Raw genomic sequence first — 15,728 nt, 5'->3', positions numbered from 1 at the left:
CAATATATTGCGCACACTTCGCAGGCCCCAGCAAATCAACCGCACACCCGGGAATGGAAGACCACTCTTGTGTATTGCTACCAGTACGCAATATATTGCGTATCAAATCGAGAAGGGGTCCCCCATGACCGCCACCGTGTTCCAGCCCGCAGCCGAGCAGCCCACCGTCGTCCTCGTCCATGGCGCCTTCGCCGAATCGGCGAGCTGGAACGGCGTCGTCGAGCGCCTCCAGGGTGCCGGGCTCCCCGTCCTCGCCGTCGCGAACCCGCTGCGAGGGTTGGCGGCCGACGCCGAGTACCTCCGCACGGTGATCGACCACATCGACGGACCGGTCGTCGTCGCCGGACACTCCTACGGAGGGTCCGTGCTGAGCGAGGCCACCGAGGGTGCAGAGAACGTGCGCGCGCTCGTCTACATCGCGAGCTTCCAGCTCGAGCCGGGGGAGAGCACCGGCGAGCTCGCCGCGAAGTTCCCCGGCGGTGTGCTCGGCGAGGCACTCACGCCCGTCCCCTTCACCTCGGGCGGCTTCAGCGGCGACGACCTCTACATCGAGCAGGACAGGTTCAATGAGATCTTCGCCTCCGACGTCCCGGCCGCCACCGCGGTGCTGATGGCCGCGACCCAGCGCCCGATCGCCGCCTCCGCCCTCGCCGACGCGGCGACCAAGGCGGGATGGAAGACCATCCCCTCCTGGGCGATGATCACCCTGCGCGACCTCGCCATCCCGGCCGACTCGATGCGCTTCATGTCCGAGCGGGCGAACTCGCGGTCCGTCGAGATCGACGCGTCGCACGCGGTGACCGTGTCGCAGCCGGACGCGGTCGCCGACCTGATCCTCGAGGCCGTGCGCGAGACGAGCCGCTGACCATGATCGCGGAGTCGGTGCGAGCATCGCGAGTGCCGGTCGCGGTCGCAGCCGAGGCGCGCGGCTGATGGACGCCGCGGTGTTCGGGATCCCGCTCTGGGCCGAACTGGTGGCCGCCGGACTCGGCGGCCTCCAGGGCGCCCTCTTCGCGGCGGGATTCAGGGAGCGCCGCCTCGACGTCCTCGGGGTCGTCGCGATCGGGATCGCGGTGGCCCTAGGCGGGAGCCTGCTGCGCGACCTCATCCTCAACCAGCCACCGGTGGTGGTGTGGAGCAGCTGGTACCTGCTCGTCGCCGGACTCGCCGCGCTGGTGGGGATGGCCGCCGGCCCGCTCGTGAAGCGGGCCGGATGGGTGGTCACCGGGCTCGACGCCCTCGTGATCGGCACCTTCGGCGTGATCGCGACGACGAAGGCACTCTCGCTCGGGGTCGGTGCTATCGGCGCACTCCTCGTGGGGATCATCGGCGCCGTGGGTGGGTCGCTCGTCCGCGACCTGCTGCTCGGGCTGCCCGTCTCCTTCCTGCAGATCGGGTCGCTGTTCGCCGCGGCGGCGGGGGCCGGGGCGGCGGTCCTCATCCTGCTCGTGACGCTGGGTGTCGGCGTGCCGATCGCGGGAGCGATCGCAGTCGGCGTCACCGCTCTGCTCAGGCTCGCGGCGGTGCGGTTCGACTGGCGCTTCCCCGAGCAGCGCGCGCTGCCGTGGCCGTGGCGCTCCCGGCCTCGGATGCGCGGTGCGGGCGGATGACGGAAGACCCGCATCCGTGGATCGAGACGACAAGAGGAAGAGATGGACGTGACGCGACGAGATGACGTGGTGGCGGGGATGCTCTCCTCGGCGGTGGAGGCCGCTGCGATCGCATCGGCACTTGCCGACACCCGAGCTGCGACACCCGCCGAGGCGCTCGCCCTCGACCCCGCCCGCGCCGCTGTGCTCCGCGGCGTGCCCGACATCGAGCGCGTCCTCGAGGAGCTGTGGGCGGAGCGGAGAGCCCGGAGCGGACACCTCGCCAGCGTGCTCGGGCAGGCGGCGTCCGCGGCGACCGGGTCCACTCGCGACTGGACGGATGTGGGCGACGAGGCGATGATCGCCCAGGGCAGGTCGTCGGCGCTGATGGCGACGGTCATCCTCCAGAGGATCGCTCCCGCCTACGGTGTCCTCCGAGGCGACGCCCCCGCCCGAGCCCTCGATGTCGGCACAGGTGTCGGCGCGATCGCCCTTGCTCTCGCGGAGGGGGTGATCGCGCTCCAGGTCACCGGGATCGACATCGCCGAGCGGCCCCTCGAGCTGGCCGAGCGACGACTGGCGGAGGTCGCGTCGGAGCCGGCGTCCCGCATCCGACTGCGTCGTCAGGATGTGACGACGCTCGGCGACGAGGCAGCGTACGACCTGGTGTGGGTGCCTGTCCCGTTCCTCCCCGACGGCATCGTCGACGCCGCTCTCGCGCGAGCGTCCGCTGCGCTGCGGCCCGGCGGACTGCTCGTCCTCGGCACCCGACCCGACGTTGCCCACCCGCGATCTGCGGTCACGGCCGCGTGGGTCGCCGAGTCGAGCGGGGGAGGGACGCTCACGACGTCGGAGGTGGAGAAGCGCGTCGCCGCCCTCGGGCTTCAGGAGATCCAGCGGTTCGCGACCGTGCCGGGCGGGCCCGTGCTGGTCGCGGCGCGCGCGGAGTGAGCCGCCGGGGCGCCCTGCGATCCTTCCGCGGGGTCCGCCGCTGAACATATGTGCAGATCCGGCCTCACGGCTCATCGACACGTGATGCGTTCGCTAGGTTAGCGACCAGTCACTACGTGAAGGAATGCAATGAAGCACATGACCCAGCGGCGCAACGCGATCTGGCTCGCCGTCGCGCTCGCGCTCTGCCTGTTGTCGGCGATCGGATCCTCTCTGATCCAGACGGCGGGCGGCCACGTCACCGTCAAGGACATGCGGTGGGAGACCTCGTCCGGCGAGGCGCTCAGCGCCCTGCTGTTCAAGCCCGACAGCGCGACGGACGAGAACAAGGCGCCTGCGGTCGTCGTCAGCCACGGCTGGTGGAACAACCGCGAGATGCAGGACGCGAACTACGTCGAGCTCGCGCGGCGCGGCTACGTCGTCGTCTCGATCGACATGTACGGTCACGGCAACTCCGACCCGCTCTCGAACGCGGACATCCCGGTGAACGGCACCGGCATGTACGACGCGGTCAAGCTCGTCGCCGACCTGCCCTACGTCGACACCGACCGCATCGGAATCGAGGGGCATTCGAACGGCGCCCGCGCCGCGAACTACAGCGTCGTGGCCGACAACGCCGCCGACACGCAGCTGATCTCGTCGGTGCTGCTCGTCGACAACGAGGCCTTCTACAAGGATGCGGACGGCGCCTACATGAACATCTACGGCAGCCGCGACGTGGGCCTCGTCGCCGACCAGTACGACGAGTTCTTCTTCCGCAGCTATGACGCGGAGGGCACCGCCATCACGAAGCCGCGCGACTTCGTCACCACTCCGAACGCGCAGTCCTTCCTGAACTTCGGGGCCGACCCGTCGAAGGGCGGTACCCAGGAGCGCGAGGCCGGGCAGTTCTACACCGACGACGTCGACGGAGCCGAGGCCGACCGCATCCTCTACACGCCGGCCCAGACGCATCCGTGGGGCCCGTTCTCGAAGCAGACCACGACCGACGTGCTCGACTACTTCGACCACACCCTCGGTGCCCCGAATCCGATCGCGTCGGACTCGCAGGTGTGGCAGTGGAAGGAGGCGTTCAACGCCCTCGGGCTCGTCGGCTTCGGGATCTTCCTGGTCGCGTTCGCCCGCGCTCTCCTCTTCACCCGGGCCTTCGCCGGCCTGCGGCGCACCGAGGAGGAGCCGGCCCGTCCGCTCGCCCGCAAGGGTCTCGTCTGGTTCTGGGCGACCATGGTCGTCTCCGCCGTCGTGTCGGGCGTGACCTACGTCGCACTCTCGCAGAACGACGACATCGGTGCGCTCGCGTTCAACACGCTGCCGTCGATCTTCCCGCAGGGCGCCGTGTTCTTCATCGCCCTCTGGGCTGCAATCAACGGCGGAGCCGCCCTGTTGATCATGCTGATCTCGTACTACGCGATCGGACGCAAGGCGGGCGTCGACCTTCGCGCCGGCGGGATGCTGCCCGGATGGAAGAAGTTCCTCCAGGCCATCCTCCTCGGCCTCGTCGTGGTGGTCGCCGCGTTCGGGATCGTCGCCGTCGTCGACTACTTCTTCACCAGCGACTTCCGCCTCTGGGTGCTCGCCGTGAAGTGGTTCACGCCGGACAAGATCCCGCTGGCGCTGCTCGTGCTGCCCTTCTTCCTGCTCTACTTCTTCGCCAACTCGATCGCAGTGAACGTCTTCAACCGGTTCACCCTCGGCGGACGCGAGTGGATCAACACGGCCGTGCTCGCCCTGTTCAACGCCCTCGCGCCGATCGTGCTCGTGGTCGTGCAGTACTGGACGTTCTTCGCCAGCGGCGAGCTCGTGCCCGGGTTCGGCGGGATCTTCAGTATCTGGCTGTTCCCCGTGATCGTCATCCTGGCGGTGGCGGCCGTGGTGTCGCGGAAGCTCTACCGCGTGACGAACAACCCCTACGTGGGCGGGTTCATCATGGCGGCGACCGTGAGCCTGGTGTCGGTGACGAACACGCTCACCGTCGTGAGCTAGACGCGGTGACGTCGTGCGCCGCGGTTGGTCAGTGCAGCAGCTCGAGACCGACCGCGGTGCGCACCACCAGTCGGGTGCCGCGGGCGAACATGTCGTTCACCTCGTCGGCGCTGGCCCCCGTGAGCTCGCGGCTGAGCTCGAGCGAGCGGTGGAGGCGACGCGCCACCACCTCGCGGATGCGCGGGTGGGTCGCCGACGCCGCCCACGCCTGCAGCTGGAAGCGGAGCAGGTCGGCCTCGGCGATGGTGGTCTGGAAGGCCGCACCGATGTCGTCGAGGGATCCCGGCCGGCCCTCCGCCACCGCCTGGTCGAGACGGACCCGGGCGTTCGCCTCGATGAGGTCGTAGCAGAGCTCCACGCACGCCACGAAGAGGCCCATCTTGCTGGTGAACAGCTTGAAGAGGTAGGGCTGCGACACTCCGAGAGCATCGGCCACGGCGCTGACGGGAGTGCCGTCGTAGCCCCCACGGGCGAAGTGCGAGAGCGCCTCGCGCGTGGCCTCGAGCCGCCTCTGGTCGGCCTTGGTGGTCATGGGGGAACGCTATCGCATGAGGTGCGGGCGGACCCTGGGCCCGGATCGGCCGTGGCAGGGCCGCGCTGAGGGGGCAGAGAGTTCATCGACCACCACGGGGAGTCCACGCCCCGGTCGATGAGCAGAAGGGGGAGCGTCGCCCGAGATCGGCGCTCCCCCGGATCACGTCCCGGTCCCGGGTCGGGCACCGGGTCCGGCGTCGCGGTGGCTCCTCTGTGCTGACGGCCGTCACGTCGGGCAACGCCGCGGCGACGGCTGCGCTGATGGCCGTCAGAAGGTACCGCCAGAGCGGAGCTGACGCGTATATGGGCTCCTGATGGCGCTGAGCGTACCTTTGTGCGGCAACCCTGGCCGCGGAAGCGAAGAGGGGTCGGCGCAGTCAAGGCCCGCCCGGGGTCAGTCCTCTTCGATGTCGGAGAACAGCCCTGTGAAGCCCACGCCGGTGGCGCCGAGGCCCTGGAAGAACGCGCCCGCGGCGGGGCTGGCGACCGCGGCGGAGGCGTCGTCGTAGCCGTCGAAGTAGAGGTCGAGCGTCCGGTGGGACGGGGTGGGGGTTCCGTCCTCCTTCGGCCAGACCTTCGCCGACTCGAGTCGGCGCAGGCCGGGGAGCTGCGCCGCGAGGGCCCGGAGCTCGGGATACGCGGCCTCGAAGGTCTCGGGGTCGGTGGGGTTGTCGATGATGAGGGTGATCTTCGTCGGCATGGTGTCGTCTTCTCTCTGTGTTCTCTGTGTTCTCTGTGTTCTGTATGTTCTCTGCGGGATGGGGTCTGGGGCGGAGGGGGTGCTCAGTCGGGCCGGCCGTACGTCTCGAGGAGACGCAGCCAGATCTCGCTGATCGTCGGATAGGCCGGCACCGCATGCCAGAGTCGTTCGACCGGCACCTCGCCGACGATCGCGATGGTGGCGGAGTGGAGCAGCTCGGCGACATCCTGGCCGACGAAGGTCGCGCCCACGACCACACCGCGGCTCTCGTCGACGACCAGCTTCGCGCGCCCCGCGTAGCCGTCGGCGTGCAGCTTCGCCCCGGCGACCCAGCCGAGGTCGTACTCGACCGCTCGAACGGGCATCCCCTGCTCGCGCGCGGCGCGCTCGGTGAGCCCGACGGCCGCGACCTCCGGATCGGAGAACACCACGCGAGGCACGGCGCCGTGGTCCGCCGTGGCGACGTGGGCTCCCCACGGTCCGTCGTGGAGTGCGGTGCCCTGGAGGCGCGCGGCGATCGCCTCGCCGGCGGCGCGAGCCTGGTACTTGCCCTGGTGGGTGAGGAGGGCGCGACCGTTGACGTCGCCCACCGCGTAGAGCCAGTCGGTTCCCGAGACGAGCATGGTCTCGTCGACGACCAGCTCTGTCCTGCGGGCTCCGGAGCCGGCCGTCCCGAGCCCGGCCGTCCCGAGGCCGACCGTCTCGAGGCCGACCGTCTCGAGGCCGAGGTGGTCGGTGTTCGGCCGTCGTCCGGTCGAGACGAGGATCTCCTCGGCCCGGATCGCGGTGTCGTCTCCCAGCGTGACGGTCACGGTCCCATCCCTATCACGAGCGACCCGCGCAGGGGCAGACCCCCATCGCACGTCCACACCTTCCTCGGACAGGGCGGCCGCGACCAGGTCCCCGACGAACGACTCCTCGCGCTCGAGGAGCGCCCCTCGGGAGAGCAGGGTGACCCGGGATCCGAGGGACGAGAAGGCGAACGCGAGCTCGACGCCCGCCACGCCGCCGCCTACGACGATGAGGCTCGCGGGCACGTGGTCGGCTGCGGTGGCCTCCTGCGTCCCCCACGCGGAGACGGAGTCGAGGCCGGGGATCGGCGGCAGGACGGGGACGGAGCCGGTGGCCAGTGCAACGGCACGCGCGCGGTACTCCCGGTCGCCCACCTCGACGGTCTGCCGACCGACGAGGCGGCCATGCCCGCGGAGGAGGTCGATGCCGGCCGAGTCGAGCCACGAGACCTGCCCCGCATCCGACCAGCCGTCGGTGAAGCCGGTCCGGCGGGCGAGCACTGCGGCCGCGTCGATCGTGCCTGTGACCGCCTCCCGCGCGCCGGCGAGCCGACGCGCCGTGCGCAGGGCGTGCCCGCTCCGCAGCAGAGCCTTGGACGGCATGCACGCCCAGTACGAGCACTCTCCGCCGACGAGCTCCGACTCGACCACGGCGACGTGGAGTCCGCGCTTCGTGGCGTAGTCGGCGACGTTCTCGCCGACGGGACCGGCCCCGATCACGATGAGGTCGTAGTCGAAGCGGTCGCCCCCGGCGCTCATGCGCGGCCCTTCCGAAGCAGCACGCTCAAGCGGATCGCGGCGATCAGGAAGAAGATCCCGCCGAGGATGGCGTAGCCGCCCACTCCCACGATGGTCGTCGCCCCCTGGAGCCCTTGGATCAGGAAGGCGGTTCCGGCGAAGACCGAGATCCCGCCGCTCACGATGAGGGCGACCTGCCCGCCCGCGCGTCGCCGGAGGACGGCGGTGATCAGCTGCGTCGCACCCGACAGGATGGCCCACGTTCCCCAGACCGCCAGTGCGGCGGCCACCGAGATGACGGAGGTCCAGCCCAGGGCGATCGCCACGAGCACGCTGACGACGACGTTGATCCATTCGGGGATCCGAGGTCCGCTCGCGGCGTCGACCGTGCGGAGCTGCCAGAGCACGGAGCCTGCGTCGACGAGCGGGTAGAGCACGAGGAGTGCGCTGAGCAGAGGTGCACCGAGAGGCGCCGTGACGATGAGGACCGCCGCCCAGACGATCGCGAAGCCGAAGCGGACGACGTAGAGCCGACGCAATCGGGTACTCGACGTAGGAAGCGGGGTGGCGCCGGGGGTGACGGGTGGAGCGGACGCGGACATGTCGAACCTCTCGAAGTTTGTGGCATAGATGTAGAGTTACTAGTACGTCTACATCGGCGACTATAGAGTGATCCCACCGAAGGACGCAAGTGAACGGTGACGAGAGGAGGCGAGCGTGCAGGTCGACGACACCGTGGACTCCACACCGCCGGCGGGCCCGGTGCCTCGCTCCGACACCCGGGCGCGCATCCTCGCCGCGGCGAACGACCTCTTCTACGCGCAGGGCATCCGGGCGACGAGTGCCGACCGCATCATCGAGCAGGTCGGCATCACGAAGGTCACCTTCTATCGGCATTTCCGCACGAAGAGCGACCTCGTCGTGGCCTACCTCCAGCAGCAGGCGGCAGCCGAGCGCGGCTGGATCGAGAGCGCCCGCCACGAGGGCGATCCCGTCGGTTCACTGCGCTCCCTGGCGACCGGGATCGGGGCCGCCAGCTGCAGCCCGGGCTTCCGCGGGTGCCCCTTCATCAACGCGGCTGCGGAGTTCAGCGACCCCGACGACCCGGTGCGCGAGGCCGTGCAGGTCCATCGCGACTGGACTCGGGACCAGTTCGCGTCCATCGCGGCGGACGCCGGCGTGCCCGACCCCGAGGCGACCGCGCGGCAGCTCATGATCCTCCGCGACGGCGCGATGGTGAACGGCTACCTCGGCGACCCGGAGACGGTCGCCGACTCCCTCGGCGCCGGCTTCGCCGCCATCCTCGCCCGGGCGTAGCCTCGCCCCCTCAGCGCTCTCGTGCCCGGTGCTCCGTGAGGTTGGGGCGTGCGGATGTGACGGTTGCGGCGGGCTGAGGGTGGCAGAGGTCGCCAGGAGTGTCAGATCCACCCACCGGCCGAGGGGGAGGGCTGGGGTCTAGCGGATTGTGCGGATCTGGCAGTTGTGGCGAGCTGAGGGTGGCGGAGGTCGCCGGGAGTGTCAGATCCACGCACCGGCCGAGGGCGAGAGCTGGGGCCTAGCGGATGGTGCTGGATCTGACGGTTGTGGCGGGTTGAGGGTGGCCGGAGTCGCCAGGAGTGTCAGATCCGCGCACCAGGTCGAAGGGGGAGGGCTGGAGGCCCAGCGGGGATGGTGCTGGATCTGGCAGTTGCGGCGGGCTGAGGGTGGCCGAGGTCACCGGGAGTGTCAGATCCATGCACCGGGTCGAGGGGGAGGGCTGGAGGCCCAGCGGATGGTGCTGGATCTGACGGTTGTCGCGGGTTGGGGTGGCGGAGGTCGCCGGGAGTGTCAGATTCGCGGAGGGGCGGAGTCCGGCCGCCGACGGGTGCCGGGTCGGCGCCGACCTCGCGGACGGGTGAGGGCGTTGAGGACGGCGAGGGCGCGGAGCGCGAGGCGGCGGCTGATGCGGCCGCCGCTGCCCGCGCGGAGGAGGCGCAGGGTGAGCTGCGACGCGACGGCGCGCGCGATCGCACGGGCCTCCCGGCCCTCGGCGGGGATGCCGAACACGCGCGTGGCCTGCGACACCAGCGTGCCGAGGAGGAGTCGCCCGACGAGGGTGTCCTGCATGTCGAGCACGGCGGTGTCGAGCGTGTACTCGCCCGGACGGGGTGCGCGATTCGGGGGCAGCGGTCGGCCGAGGAGGGCGGCGAAGTCCGCCGCGGGGAACCGCCGCTCCGCCGAGGGGGACCGGTACGCCTCGGGGGCGCTGGAGGGCACGGATGCGGCGGACCGCGAGCCGTGCGTCGTCGTCGCCTCCGGGTGCGGGTCGCCCACCTCCACGCTGTCGCTCCACACGACGTCGCGGGAGGAGCGCGCGATCCGGATCTCGAAGCGACCCGGCTCCAGCCGCCACCCGTGCGCCGCCGCATCCCAGTACTGGAAGGCCCGCGGCCCCAGCTCGATCCGCACCCGCTCGGCCGCGCCGGGCTCGAGCTCGACCTTCGCGAAGCCGCACAGCTCCTGCTCCGGGTGGAAGACCGCGCCGGAGGGCGCGTGCACGTAGACCTGCACCACGTCCGACCCGCGCCGCGCGCCCCTGTTCGTCACCGTCACCTCGACCGCGAACGACCCCGGGGGACCACCCGGCAGCGGCGTGACCCGCGCATCCGACCAGTCGAACGTCGTGTACGAGAGCCCGTGCCCGAAGGGGAACGCGACGGGGGTCTTCACGCTGTCGAACCAGCGGTATCCGACGTAGAGGCTCTCGCGGTACTCGATCGTGGCCGGTCCGTCGGGGAGGCGGGCCACCGGATGGTCGTCGTAGCGCTCGGGGAACGTCTCCGCCAGGCGTCCGCCGGGCTCGGCCGCGCCGGTAAGGACGTCGGCGAGGCCGCTGCCTCCCGCCTGCCCGCCCAGGTACGCCTCGAGGACGGCCGCGACCTCCCCGCGCCACGGCGTCTCGACGGGGGAGCCGTTCTGCAGCACGACCACCGTGGACGGGTTCGCGCGGACCACGGCGTCGATCAGGACGGTGTGGGCATGGGGGAGTCGCAGGTGCCGCCGATCCACGCCCTCCGTCTCGAACGTCTCCGGCAGCCCCACGACGACGACGGCCACATCTGCGGCCCGCGCGTGCGCGACCGCCTCGTCGATGAGGGCGCGGGAGGGCGGCGACGTGCCGAGCAGCCGTTCGTAGCCGGGAGCGTAGGTGACGGCGTCCGATCCCAGCGCCTCCGTCAGCGACACCCGGAGGGTGTCGAGCCGCGTCGGGGTCACGTGCGAGCTGCCGGCGCCCTGGTAGCGGGGGTCGTCCGCCATGGCACCGATGAGCGCGACCGTCGCCCCCGGGCGCAGCGGCAGGATCCCGTCGTTCTGAAGCAGCACCGTTCCTGCCGCGGCGACCCGCCGCGCGAGGAAGTGGTGCCCGTCCGCCCCCGACGGCACCGAGTGCGGGTCGCCCGACGCTTCGTCGGCGTGGGAGAGCACGAGGGCGAGGATGCGCGCCACGGCCGCGTCGAGATCCTCGCGCGGGAGCCGGCCCGAGGCGAGGGCGGTCAGCACGCCCTCGTCGTCGTCGCGGCCCAGGCCCGGCATCGTGAGGTCGGCTCCGGCGGGGATCGAGAGCGTGCGGTCCCAGACGGCGCCCCAGTCGGAGACGACCACCCCCTCGTAGCCCCACTCGTCGCGCAGGATGGTCGTCAACAGCTCGCGGTTCTCGGTGCAGTGCTCGCCGTTCAGGAGGTTGTAGGCCGCCATCACGGTGGCCGGGCGCTCGTTCGTCACGATGGACTCGAAGCAGGCGAGGTACAGCTCCCGGAGGGCGCGCTCGTCGACGATCGAGTCGACGCCGTAGCGCCGCCGCTCCGTCTCGTTCGCCGCGAGATGCTTGAGCGAGACGCCCACCCCGGCGCTCTGCACCCCGGAGGTCCACGCTCCGCCGAGGACGCTCGTCACGAGCGGATCCTCCGAGAAGAACTCGAAGTTGCGCCCGCCCACCGGCGTCCGCTTGAGGTTCACGCCCGGTCCGAGCAGCACGCCGATCCCGTGATCGCGCGCCTCGCTGCCCAGAGCCTCGCCGACCTGGCGCACCAGCACGGGATCCCACGTGGATCCGAGCGACACCGCCGTAGGGAAGCACGTCGCGGGATGGGCGTCGAACATCGACATCTGCGCGTCCTCCCGCGGACGGCGGACGCCGTGCGGTCCGTCCCCGAGCCTCATCGACGGGATGCCGAGCCGCGGGATCGCGGTGGTGGTCCACGTGTCGGCGCCGGCCGTGAGGGCGATCTTCTCCGCATCCGTCAGCTCCGAGAGCAGGTCTCGGATGCGCGTCTCGATCATGTGGGCTCCCGACCACCATCGTAGGTGTGTCTGGCAGACTGAGCCGCACCTCGACCGAAGGGCATCGCCGTGACCGACACCGTTGTTCCCGCCACCGCTGGTTCCACCACCCTGCCGACCGTCTCGCTCGTGATCCCGGCGTACAACGAGGAGGAGAGCATCGGGAAGTGCCTCATCGGCGCCGTCGAGCAGACGGTGCCGTTCCACGAGATCATCGTCGTCGACAACAAGTCCACCGACGGCACCCGCGCCGCGGTCGAGGCGATGATCACGGCCTTCCCGGATGCGGGCATCCGCCTGGTGACGCAGGATGCGGAGCAGGGCATCACCCCCACCCGCAACGCCGGCTTCAACGCGGCGACGGGCGACGTGATCGGGCGGATCGACGCCGACACCGCGCTCTTCCCCGACTGGGTCGAGCAGGTGCAGAGGGCGTTCTCGACGGGCGACTTCGTGGCGGCGAGCGGGCCGGTCGAGTACTACGACATGCCCCTGCGGCGGCTCGGGCACAAGGCGGACGACGGGTTCCGCAAGATCCAGGTGAAGCTCGCCGGCGACTACGTCTTCCTGTTCGGGACGAACATGGCGATCACCCGCGCGGCGTGGATCGCGGTGCGCGACGACACCTGCGCCGACCGCGAGGACCTCATGCACGAGGACCTCGACCTCGCCGTCCACCTCGCGCTGCGGGGCCTGAAGGTGGGATACGTCTCGTCGATGGTGGTGGGGATGTCGGCCCGTCGACTCGACTCCGCGCCGAAGGACTACTTCTACTACGTGGAGCGCTTCAAGCGGACCTACGAGGCGCACGGCATCCGCGACGTCCGACTGCTGGCGCCGATGGCGGTGTTCCTCGGCATCTACCCCGCGCTCCACCTGGAGCGGCAGCTGCGCGAGCACCGCACCGCGCGGGAGTGGGGCGGCGCGCCGAAGGCGCCCGTCGCCACCGCGTCCGACTCGAGCGCGTCGGACGGCGGCGCGGTCACCGCCTAGCGTCGCTGAGGGCGGTGACGAGGCGCTCGACGCCGTAGTTCCAGGCGCGGTCGACGTCGCCGCCGAGGCGGAAGCTGCCGTTCAGCTCCATGCTGATGAAGCCCGTCGCCCAGGCCGTCAGCGTGCGCGCGGCCTCGAGCGCATCCGCCTCGCCCGCCAGGTCGGTCGCCGTGCGGATCAGTGCCGCGCTCGAGGCCGCGCTGAGCTCCCGGTTGGCGACGGGGATGCCGGGGCCGGGCGTCATCACGAGCTGGAAGGCCGCGGGCCGCTCCTTGCCGAACTCCCGGAACCGGGCGAGCACGTCCGCCGCCGTCTTCGCATCGTCGACGCGTTCGGTGAGCTCGCGCAGCGTCGCCTCGGCGACGAGGCGGATGAGCTCCCCGCGGCTCTGTACGCGTTTGTAGAGCGACGGGGCTCGGACGCCGACCCGCGTCGCGACGGCCTGCATCGTCACCCCGGGGAGCCCGTCGTCCTCGAGCAGGTCCCGGGCGGCGGAGAGGATGGCGTCGAGCGAGGTGCGGTCGGGCGTGGGCATGGCTCGAGTATAGCTATTGACAGTAGCCATGATGGCTATGTATCGTAGCCATCATGCAGATCGCACCCCACCTCCACCGCATCGGCAACGACATCGTCGCCGCGTACCTCGTCGACACGGAGGAGGGCATCACCGTCATGGACGCAGGCCTCCCCGGCCATTGGCGCGACCTGCTCGCCGAGCTGGCGTCGATGGGGAGGCGCGTCGACGACATCCGCGGCGTGATCCTCACCCACGGCGACTCCGACCACGTCGGCTTCGCCGAGCGGCTGCGACGAGAGCGCGGGGTGCCGGTGTACGTGCATCCGGGCGATGCGGCGCGCGCGAAGGGCGGCCCGAAGCCGAAGAACCCGACCGGCCGGATGCGCCTGGGCGCGCTCCTGGGGTTCGCCGCGTACTCGCTGCGCAAGGGCGGGGCGCGTCCGGTGTGGCTCACCGAGGTGGTCGAGGCGCGGCCGGGCGACGTGCTCCCGTTGCCGGGCGCACCGGAGATCATCGGCATGCCCGGGCACTCGCCCGGCAGCATCGCCGTGCACGTGCCGCTCGTCGACGCCGTGTTCGTGGGCGACGCGCTCACCACGCGGCACGTGCTCACGGGCGCAGTGGGCCCGGCGCCGGCGCCGTTCACCGACGAGCCCGCGGAGGCGCTGGCCTCCCTCCGCGCCCTGCTGCCCACGCACGCGACGTGGGTCCTCCCCGGCCACGGCGCCCCCTGGGCGGGCGGCGTCGAGGCCGCCGTCGACGCCGTCGAGCGCGCCGCCGCCGCCCACTAGCGCCCGGGCCGCGCCCGCGCCGGTGGAGGAGGGTGGGCGGGCGGATGTGGCAGTCGTGGTGGGTTCGTGGGCGGGAAGATCGCCGCGAGTGTCACATCCGCGCGCGTCGCTGCGGGCGGGCTCGCCCGGCGCCCACGTGGGGAGGGTGGTGCGGAACTGACAGTCGTGGTGGCTTCGCGGGCGGGAAGGTCGCTACGAGTGTCATATCCGCGCGCGTCGCTGCGGGCGGGCTCGTTCGGCGCGCCCATGCGGGGAGGGCGGGGGATGCGGATGCGGCAGTCGTGGTGGGTTCATGGGCGGGGAGGTCGCCACGAGTGGCAATTCCGTTGCTCTGCGCGGTGAGTAGCAGGGACGACGGCCACGGATTGGCGCGGGCGGGGTGGATGTGGGCGCGGCCACGCGGGGAGGGCGAGCGGTGCGGATGTGGCAGTCGTGGTCGGGCTCGCGAGCGATGGAGGTCGCCACAAGTGTCACATCCGCGCCGAGTCCGGCGGAGCGCGCCGAGTCCGGACGGTGCCCGGGGCTACGCGCCGGAGGCCGGGGGGAGGGGCGGCTCGGCGGGGAGGACGTGCTCGATCCAGCCGCCGTCGGCAGAGCGGACCCGCCAGCCCGTCGAGGAGAGGGAGGGGTTGAGCCCGCGCCGACGCCAGTGCACGTCGAAGAGCACCGCGGCGGTCACCATCTTCGTGACGGACTCGTCGTCGGGGTCCGAGAGCGCCATGGCGCGCGGGTCCATGTCGACGATCTGCGCATCCTTGAACGCGTCCTCGTCCTCGACCTCGATCTCCAGCTCGATCACGACCCGGTGCTTCGCCATGGCACGAGCGTACCCAGCGGAGGGGATGTGGATGGCAGAGCGGCGCGCGTCAGAAGAGCCAGAACGCCCACGGCCCGCCGAGCGGCAGGGCGATCGCGACGTAGGCCGCCAGCACCGTCGCCACGCCGCCCACCACGAGCGAGAGGATGCGCAGGGCCCGGATCAGTCGCCACGAGCCCGAGCGAGAGAGCAGCGCATGCTCCTCGCCGACGACCACGCCCCTCGAGAAGGCCCAGCCGGGCGCGACGCACGAGATCGTGATCCCGAGGAACGCGAAGGAGCTCAGCGAGAACCAGGCCAGGCTGATGTCGCCGAGGATCGCCGTCACGAGGCTGGCGATCCCGACGATCGCGACGGCGGAGTAGGCGAGGAACAGCGTGGGCTGGCGCACCAGCCGGAACGCGGCCGCCTCGCGGGCGACGAGCGCCGCGTCGGCGACAGGGCGGGCGCCCGAGCGAGGGGTGGACCGGTCATCCCACTCCGGGATGCGGTCGACGGCGCCCGGCCCTGTCACGGCGGCCGCGCAGGGCACTGACACAGCGCCATCGGCCGGCCCTGTCATGGCGGTGGCGCCGGGCACTGACACAGCGCCATCGGCCGGCCGTGCCACGGCGGCGGCGCCCGGGCCCGACGTGGCAACCACGCCCGACCCTGCCACCGCAGCCGCGGCCGCCCCCGACGCGGCGGCCGCGCCCGCGGCGACGACGTCGAGGCCGCCGCCCGCGGCCAGCTCGCGACGGATGCGGCGCCGCCGCAGAGCCCCACCCACGATCACCGCCGTGCCCACCACGGGTCCCGCGTAGAGGAGCGGATACGCCAGGAGGTAGGTCAGGAACATCGCCGGCACGGCGACGACGAGGCAGAGCACCGGGGCGATCGCGCCGAGCAGCCAGAGGGCGGTCCGCCCTGGTCTCGTGGGGTACCGCGGTGCCGCGGAAGGGGCCCCCGCCCCCGTGTCGACCATCGTGCCATCGTACGCACGGCACTCGAGAGCCACGGCGCGA

At 71.5% G+C, this 15,728-nt stretch carries 15 protein-coding genes; 7 read left to right on the top strand and 8 right to left on the bottom strand.

Going from position 1 to position 15,728, the window contains the following annotated elements:
• Positions 1–124 precede the first annotated feature (124 nt).
• From IEX69_RS09075 to IEX69_RS09060, 4 genes are all read left to right on the top strand, one after another.
• Positions 125–865, top strand: a complete 741-nt coding sequence (locus IEX69_RS09075) for an alpha/beta fold hydrolase (protein ID WP_085020693.1) — start codon at positions 125–127, stop codon at positions 863–865.
• 67 nt (positions 866–932) lie between these two features.
• On the top strand, positions 933–1,610 hold the full coding sequence (locus IEX69_RS09070) for a trimeric intracellular cation channel family protein (protein WP_085020692.1): 678 nt from the start codon (positions 933–935) through the stop codon (positions 1,608–1,610).
• A gap of 48 nt (positions 1,611–1,658) precedes the next feature.
• The gene (locus IEX69_RS20885; RefSeq protein WP_157127283.1) at positions 1,659–2,540 is read left to right on the top strand and encodes a methyltransferase domain-containing protein; all 882 of its coding nucleotides are present in this window, start codon (positions 1,659–1,661) and stop codon (positions 2,538–2,540) included.
• A 129-nt stretch (positions 2,541–2,669) separates the two neighbouring features.
• The gene (locus IEX69_RS09060; RefSeq protein ID WP_174604506.1) at positions 2,670–4,523 is read left to right on the top strand and encodes an alpha/beta hydrolase family protein; all 1,854 of its coding nucleotides are present in this window, start codon (positions 2,670–2,672) and stop codon (positions 4,521–4,523) included.
• A 28-nt stretch (positions 4,524–4,551) separates the two neighbouring features.
• Here IEX69_RS09060 and IEX69_RS09055 read toward each other — a convergent pair whose 3' ends face one another.
• The 4 genes from IEX69_RS09055 to IEX69_RS09040 all read right to left on the bottom strand — a co-directional run bounded on the left by IEX69_RS09055 (position 4,552) and on the right by IEX69_RS09040 (position 7,888).
• On the bottom strand, positions 4,552–5,055 hold the full coding sequence (locus tag IEX69_RS09055; RefSeq protein ID WP_085020690.1) for a TetR/AcrR family transcriptional regulator: 504 nt from the start codon (positions 5,053–5,055) through the stop codon (positions 4,552–4,554).
• A 396-nt stretch (positions 5,056–5,451) separates the two neighbouring features.
• Positions 5,452–5,757: a hypothetical protein gene (locus IEX69_RS09050; protein WP_085020689.1), complete on the bottom strand. Its 306-nt coding sequence runs from the start codon at positions 5,755–5,757 to the stop codon at positions 5,452–5,454.
• An 83-nt stretch (positions 5,758–5,840) separates the two neighbouring features.
• On the bottom strand, positions 5,841–7,307 hold the full coding sequence (locus IEX69_RS09045) for a dihydrolipoyl dehydrogenase family protein (protein WP_085020688.1): 1,467 nt from the start codon (positions 7,305–7,307) through the stop codon (positions 5,841–5,843).
• Positions 7,304–7,888: a hypothetical protein gene (locus tag IEX69_RS09040; protein ID WP_085020687.1), complete on the bottom strand. Its 585-nt coding sequence runs from the start codon at positions 7,886–7,888 to the stop codon at positions 7,304–7,306. Before IEX69_RS09040 ends, IEX69_RS09045 begins: the two co-directional genes overlap by 4 nt.
• 115 nt (positions 7,889–8,003) lie before the next feature.
• Here IEX69_RS09040 and IEX69_RS09035 point away from each other — a divergent pair, with 115 nt between their 5' ends.
• Positions 8,004–8,603: a TetR/AcrR family transcriptional regulator gene (locus IEX69_RS09035; RefSeq protein ID WP_085020686.1), complete on the top strand. Its 600-nt coding sequence runs from the start codon at positions 8,004–8,006 to the stop codon at positions 8,601–8,603.
• A 510-nt stretch (positions 8,604–9,113) separates the two neighbouring features.
• Here the strand turns inward: IEX69_RS09035 and IEX69_RS09030 are convergent.
• Positions 9,114–11,606 carry a beta-glucosidase family protein gene (locus IEX69_RS09030; protein ID WP_085020685.1) on the bottom strand — a complete coding sequence of 831 codons (2,493 nt, stop codon included), beginning with the start codon at positions 11,604–11,606 and terminating at the stop codon, positions 9,114–9,116.
• Between the two features lie 69 nt (positions 11,607–11,675).
• On the opposite strand from IEX69_RS09030, the gene IEX69_RS09025 reads away from it, so the two are divergent.
• A complete protein-coding gene (locus tag IEX69_RS09025) occupies positions 11,676–12,599 on the top strand; it encodes a glycosyltransferase family 2 protein (RefSeq protein ID WP_229756289.1) in 924 nt (307 codons plus the stop codon).
• On the opposite strand, the gene IEX69_RS09020 is transcribed toward IEX69_RS09025, so the two are convergent.
• The gene (locus IEX69_RS09020) at positions 12,589–13,134 is read right to left on the bottom strand and encodes a TetR/AcrR family transcriptional regulator (protein WP_085020684.1); all 546 of its coding nucleotides are present in this window, start codon (positions 13,132–13,134) and stop codon (positions 12,589–12,591) included. The genes IEX69_RS09025 and IEX69_RS09020 overlap by 11 nt on opposite strands.
• Before the next feature lie 53 nt (positions 13,135–13,187).
• Here IEX69_RS09020 and IEX69_RS09015 point away from each other — a divergent pair, with 53 nt between their 5' ends.
• Positions 13,188–13,907: an MBL fold metallo-hydrolase gene (locus IEX69_RS09015; RefSeq protein ID WP_085020683.1), complete on the top strand. Its 720-nt coding sequence runs from the start codon at positions 13,188–13,190 to the stop codon at positions 13,905–13,907.
• A gap of 523 nt (positions 13,908–14,430) precedes the next feature.
• Here IEX69_RS09015 and IEX69_RS09010 read toward each other — a convergent pair.
• A complete protein-coding gene (locus IEX69_RS09010) occupies positions 14,431–14,724 on the bottom strand; it encodes a hypothetical protein (protein ID WP_085020682.1) in 294 nt (97 codons plus the stop codon).
• A gap of 49 nt (positions 14,725–14,773) precedes the next feature.
• Positions 14,774–15,688, bottom strand: a complete 915-nt coding sequence (locus IEX69_RS09005) for a hypothetical protein (protein ID WP_085020681.1) — start codon at positions 15,686–15,688, stop codon at positions 14,774–14,776.
• Positions 15,689–15,728 lie beyond the last annotated feature (40 nt).

It is taken from the genome of Cnuibacter physcomitrellae (genome assembly GCF_014640535.1).
GTDB classification, from domain to species: domain Bacteria; phylum Actinomycetota; class Actinomycetes; order Actinomycetales; family Microbacteriaceae; genus Cnuibacter; species Cnuibacter physcomitrellae.
This window is presented reverse-complemented; position numbering and strand designations above follow the sequence as displayed.

Excerpts from the sequence above, each read along its gene's own strand:
- IEX69_RS09075 (WP_085020693.1), top strand. The coding sequence starts at position 125 with ATGACCGCCACCGTGTTCCAGCCCGCAGCCGAGCAGCCCACCGTCGTC.
- IEX69_RS09070 (WP_085020692.1), top strand. The coding sequence starts at position 933 with ATGGACGCCGCGGTGTTCGGGATCCCGCTCTGGGCCGAACTGGTGGCC.
- IEX69_RS09060 (WP_174604506.1), top strand. The coding sequence starts at position 2,670 with ATGAAGCACATGACCCAGCGGCGCAACGCGATCTGGCTCGCCGTCGCG.
- IEX69_RS09055 (WP_085020690.1), bottom strand. The coding sequence starts at position 5,055 with ATGACCACCAAGGCCGACCAGAGGCGGCTCGAGGCCACGCGCGAGGCG.
- IEX69_RS09050 (WP_085020689.1), bottom strand. The coding sequence starts at position 5,757 with ATGCCGACGAAGATCACCCTCATCATCGACAACCCCACCGACCCCGAG.
- IEX69_RS09045 (WP_085020688.1), bottom strand. The coding sequence starts at position 7,307 with ATGAGCGCCGGGGGCGACCGCTTCGACTACGACCTCATCGTGATCGGG.
- IEX69_RS09040 (WP_085020687.1), bottom strand. The coding sequence starts at position 7,888 with ATGTCCGCGTCCGCTCCACCCGTCACCCCCGGCGCCACCCCGCTTCCT.
- IEX69_RS09030 (WP_085020685.1), bottom strand. The coding sequence starts at position 11,606 with ATGATCGAGACGCGCATCCGAGACCTGCTCTCGGAGCTGACGGATGCG.
- IEX69_RS09020 (WP_085020684.1), bottom strand. The coding sequence starts at position 13,134 with ATGCCCACGCCCGACCGCACCTCGCTCGACGCCATCCTCTCCGCCGCC.
- IEX69_RS09015 (WP_085020683.1), top strand. The coding sequence starts at position 13,188 with ATGCAGATCGCACCCCACCTCCACCGCATCGGCAACGACATCGTCGCC.
- IEX69_RS09010 (WP_085020682.1), bottom strand. The coding sequence starts at position 14,724 with ATGGCGAAGCACCGGGTCGTGATCGAGCTGGAGATCGAGGTCGAGGAC.
- IEX69_RS09005 (WP_085020681.1), bottom strand. The coding sequence starts at position 15,688 with ATGGTCGACACGGGGGCGGGGGCCCCTTCCGCGGCACCGCGGTACCCC.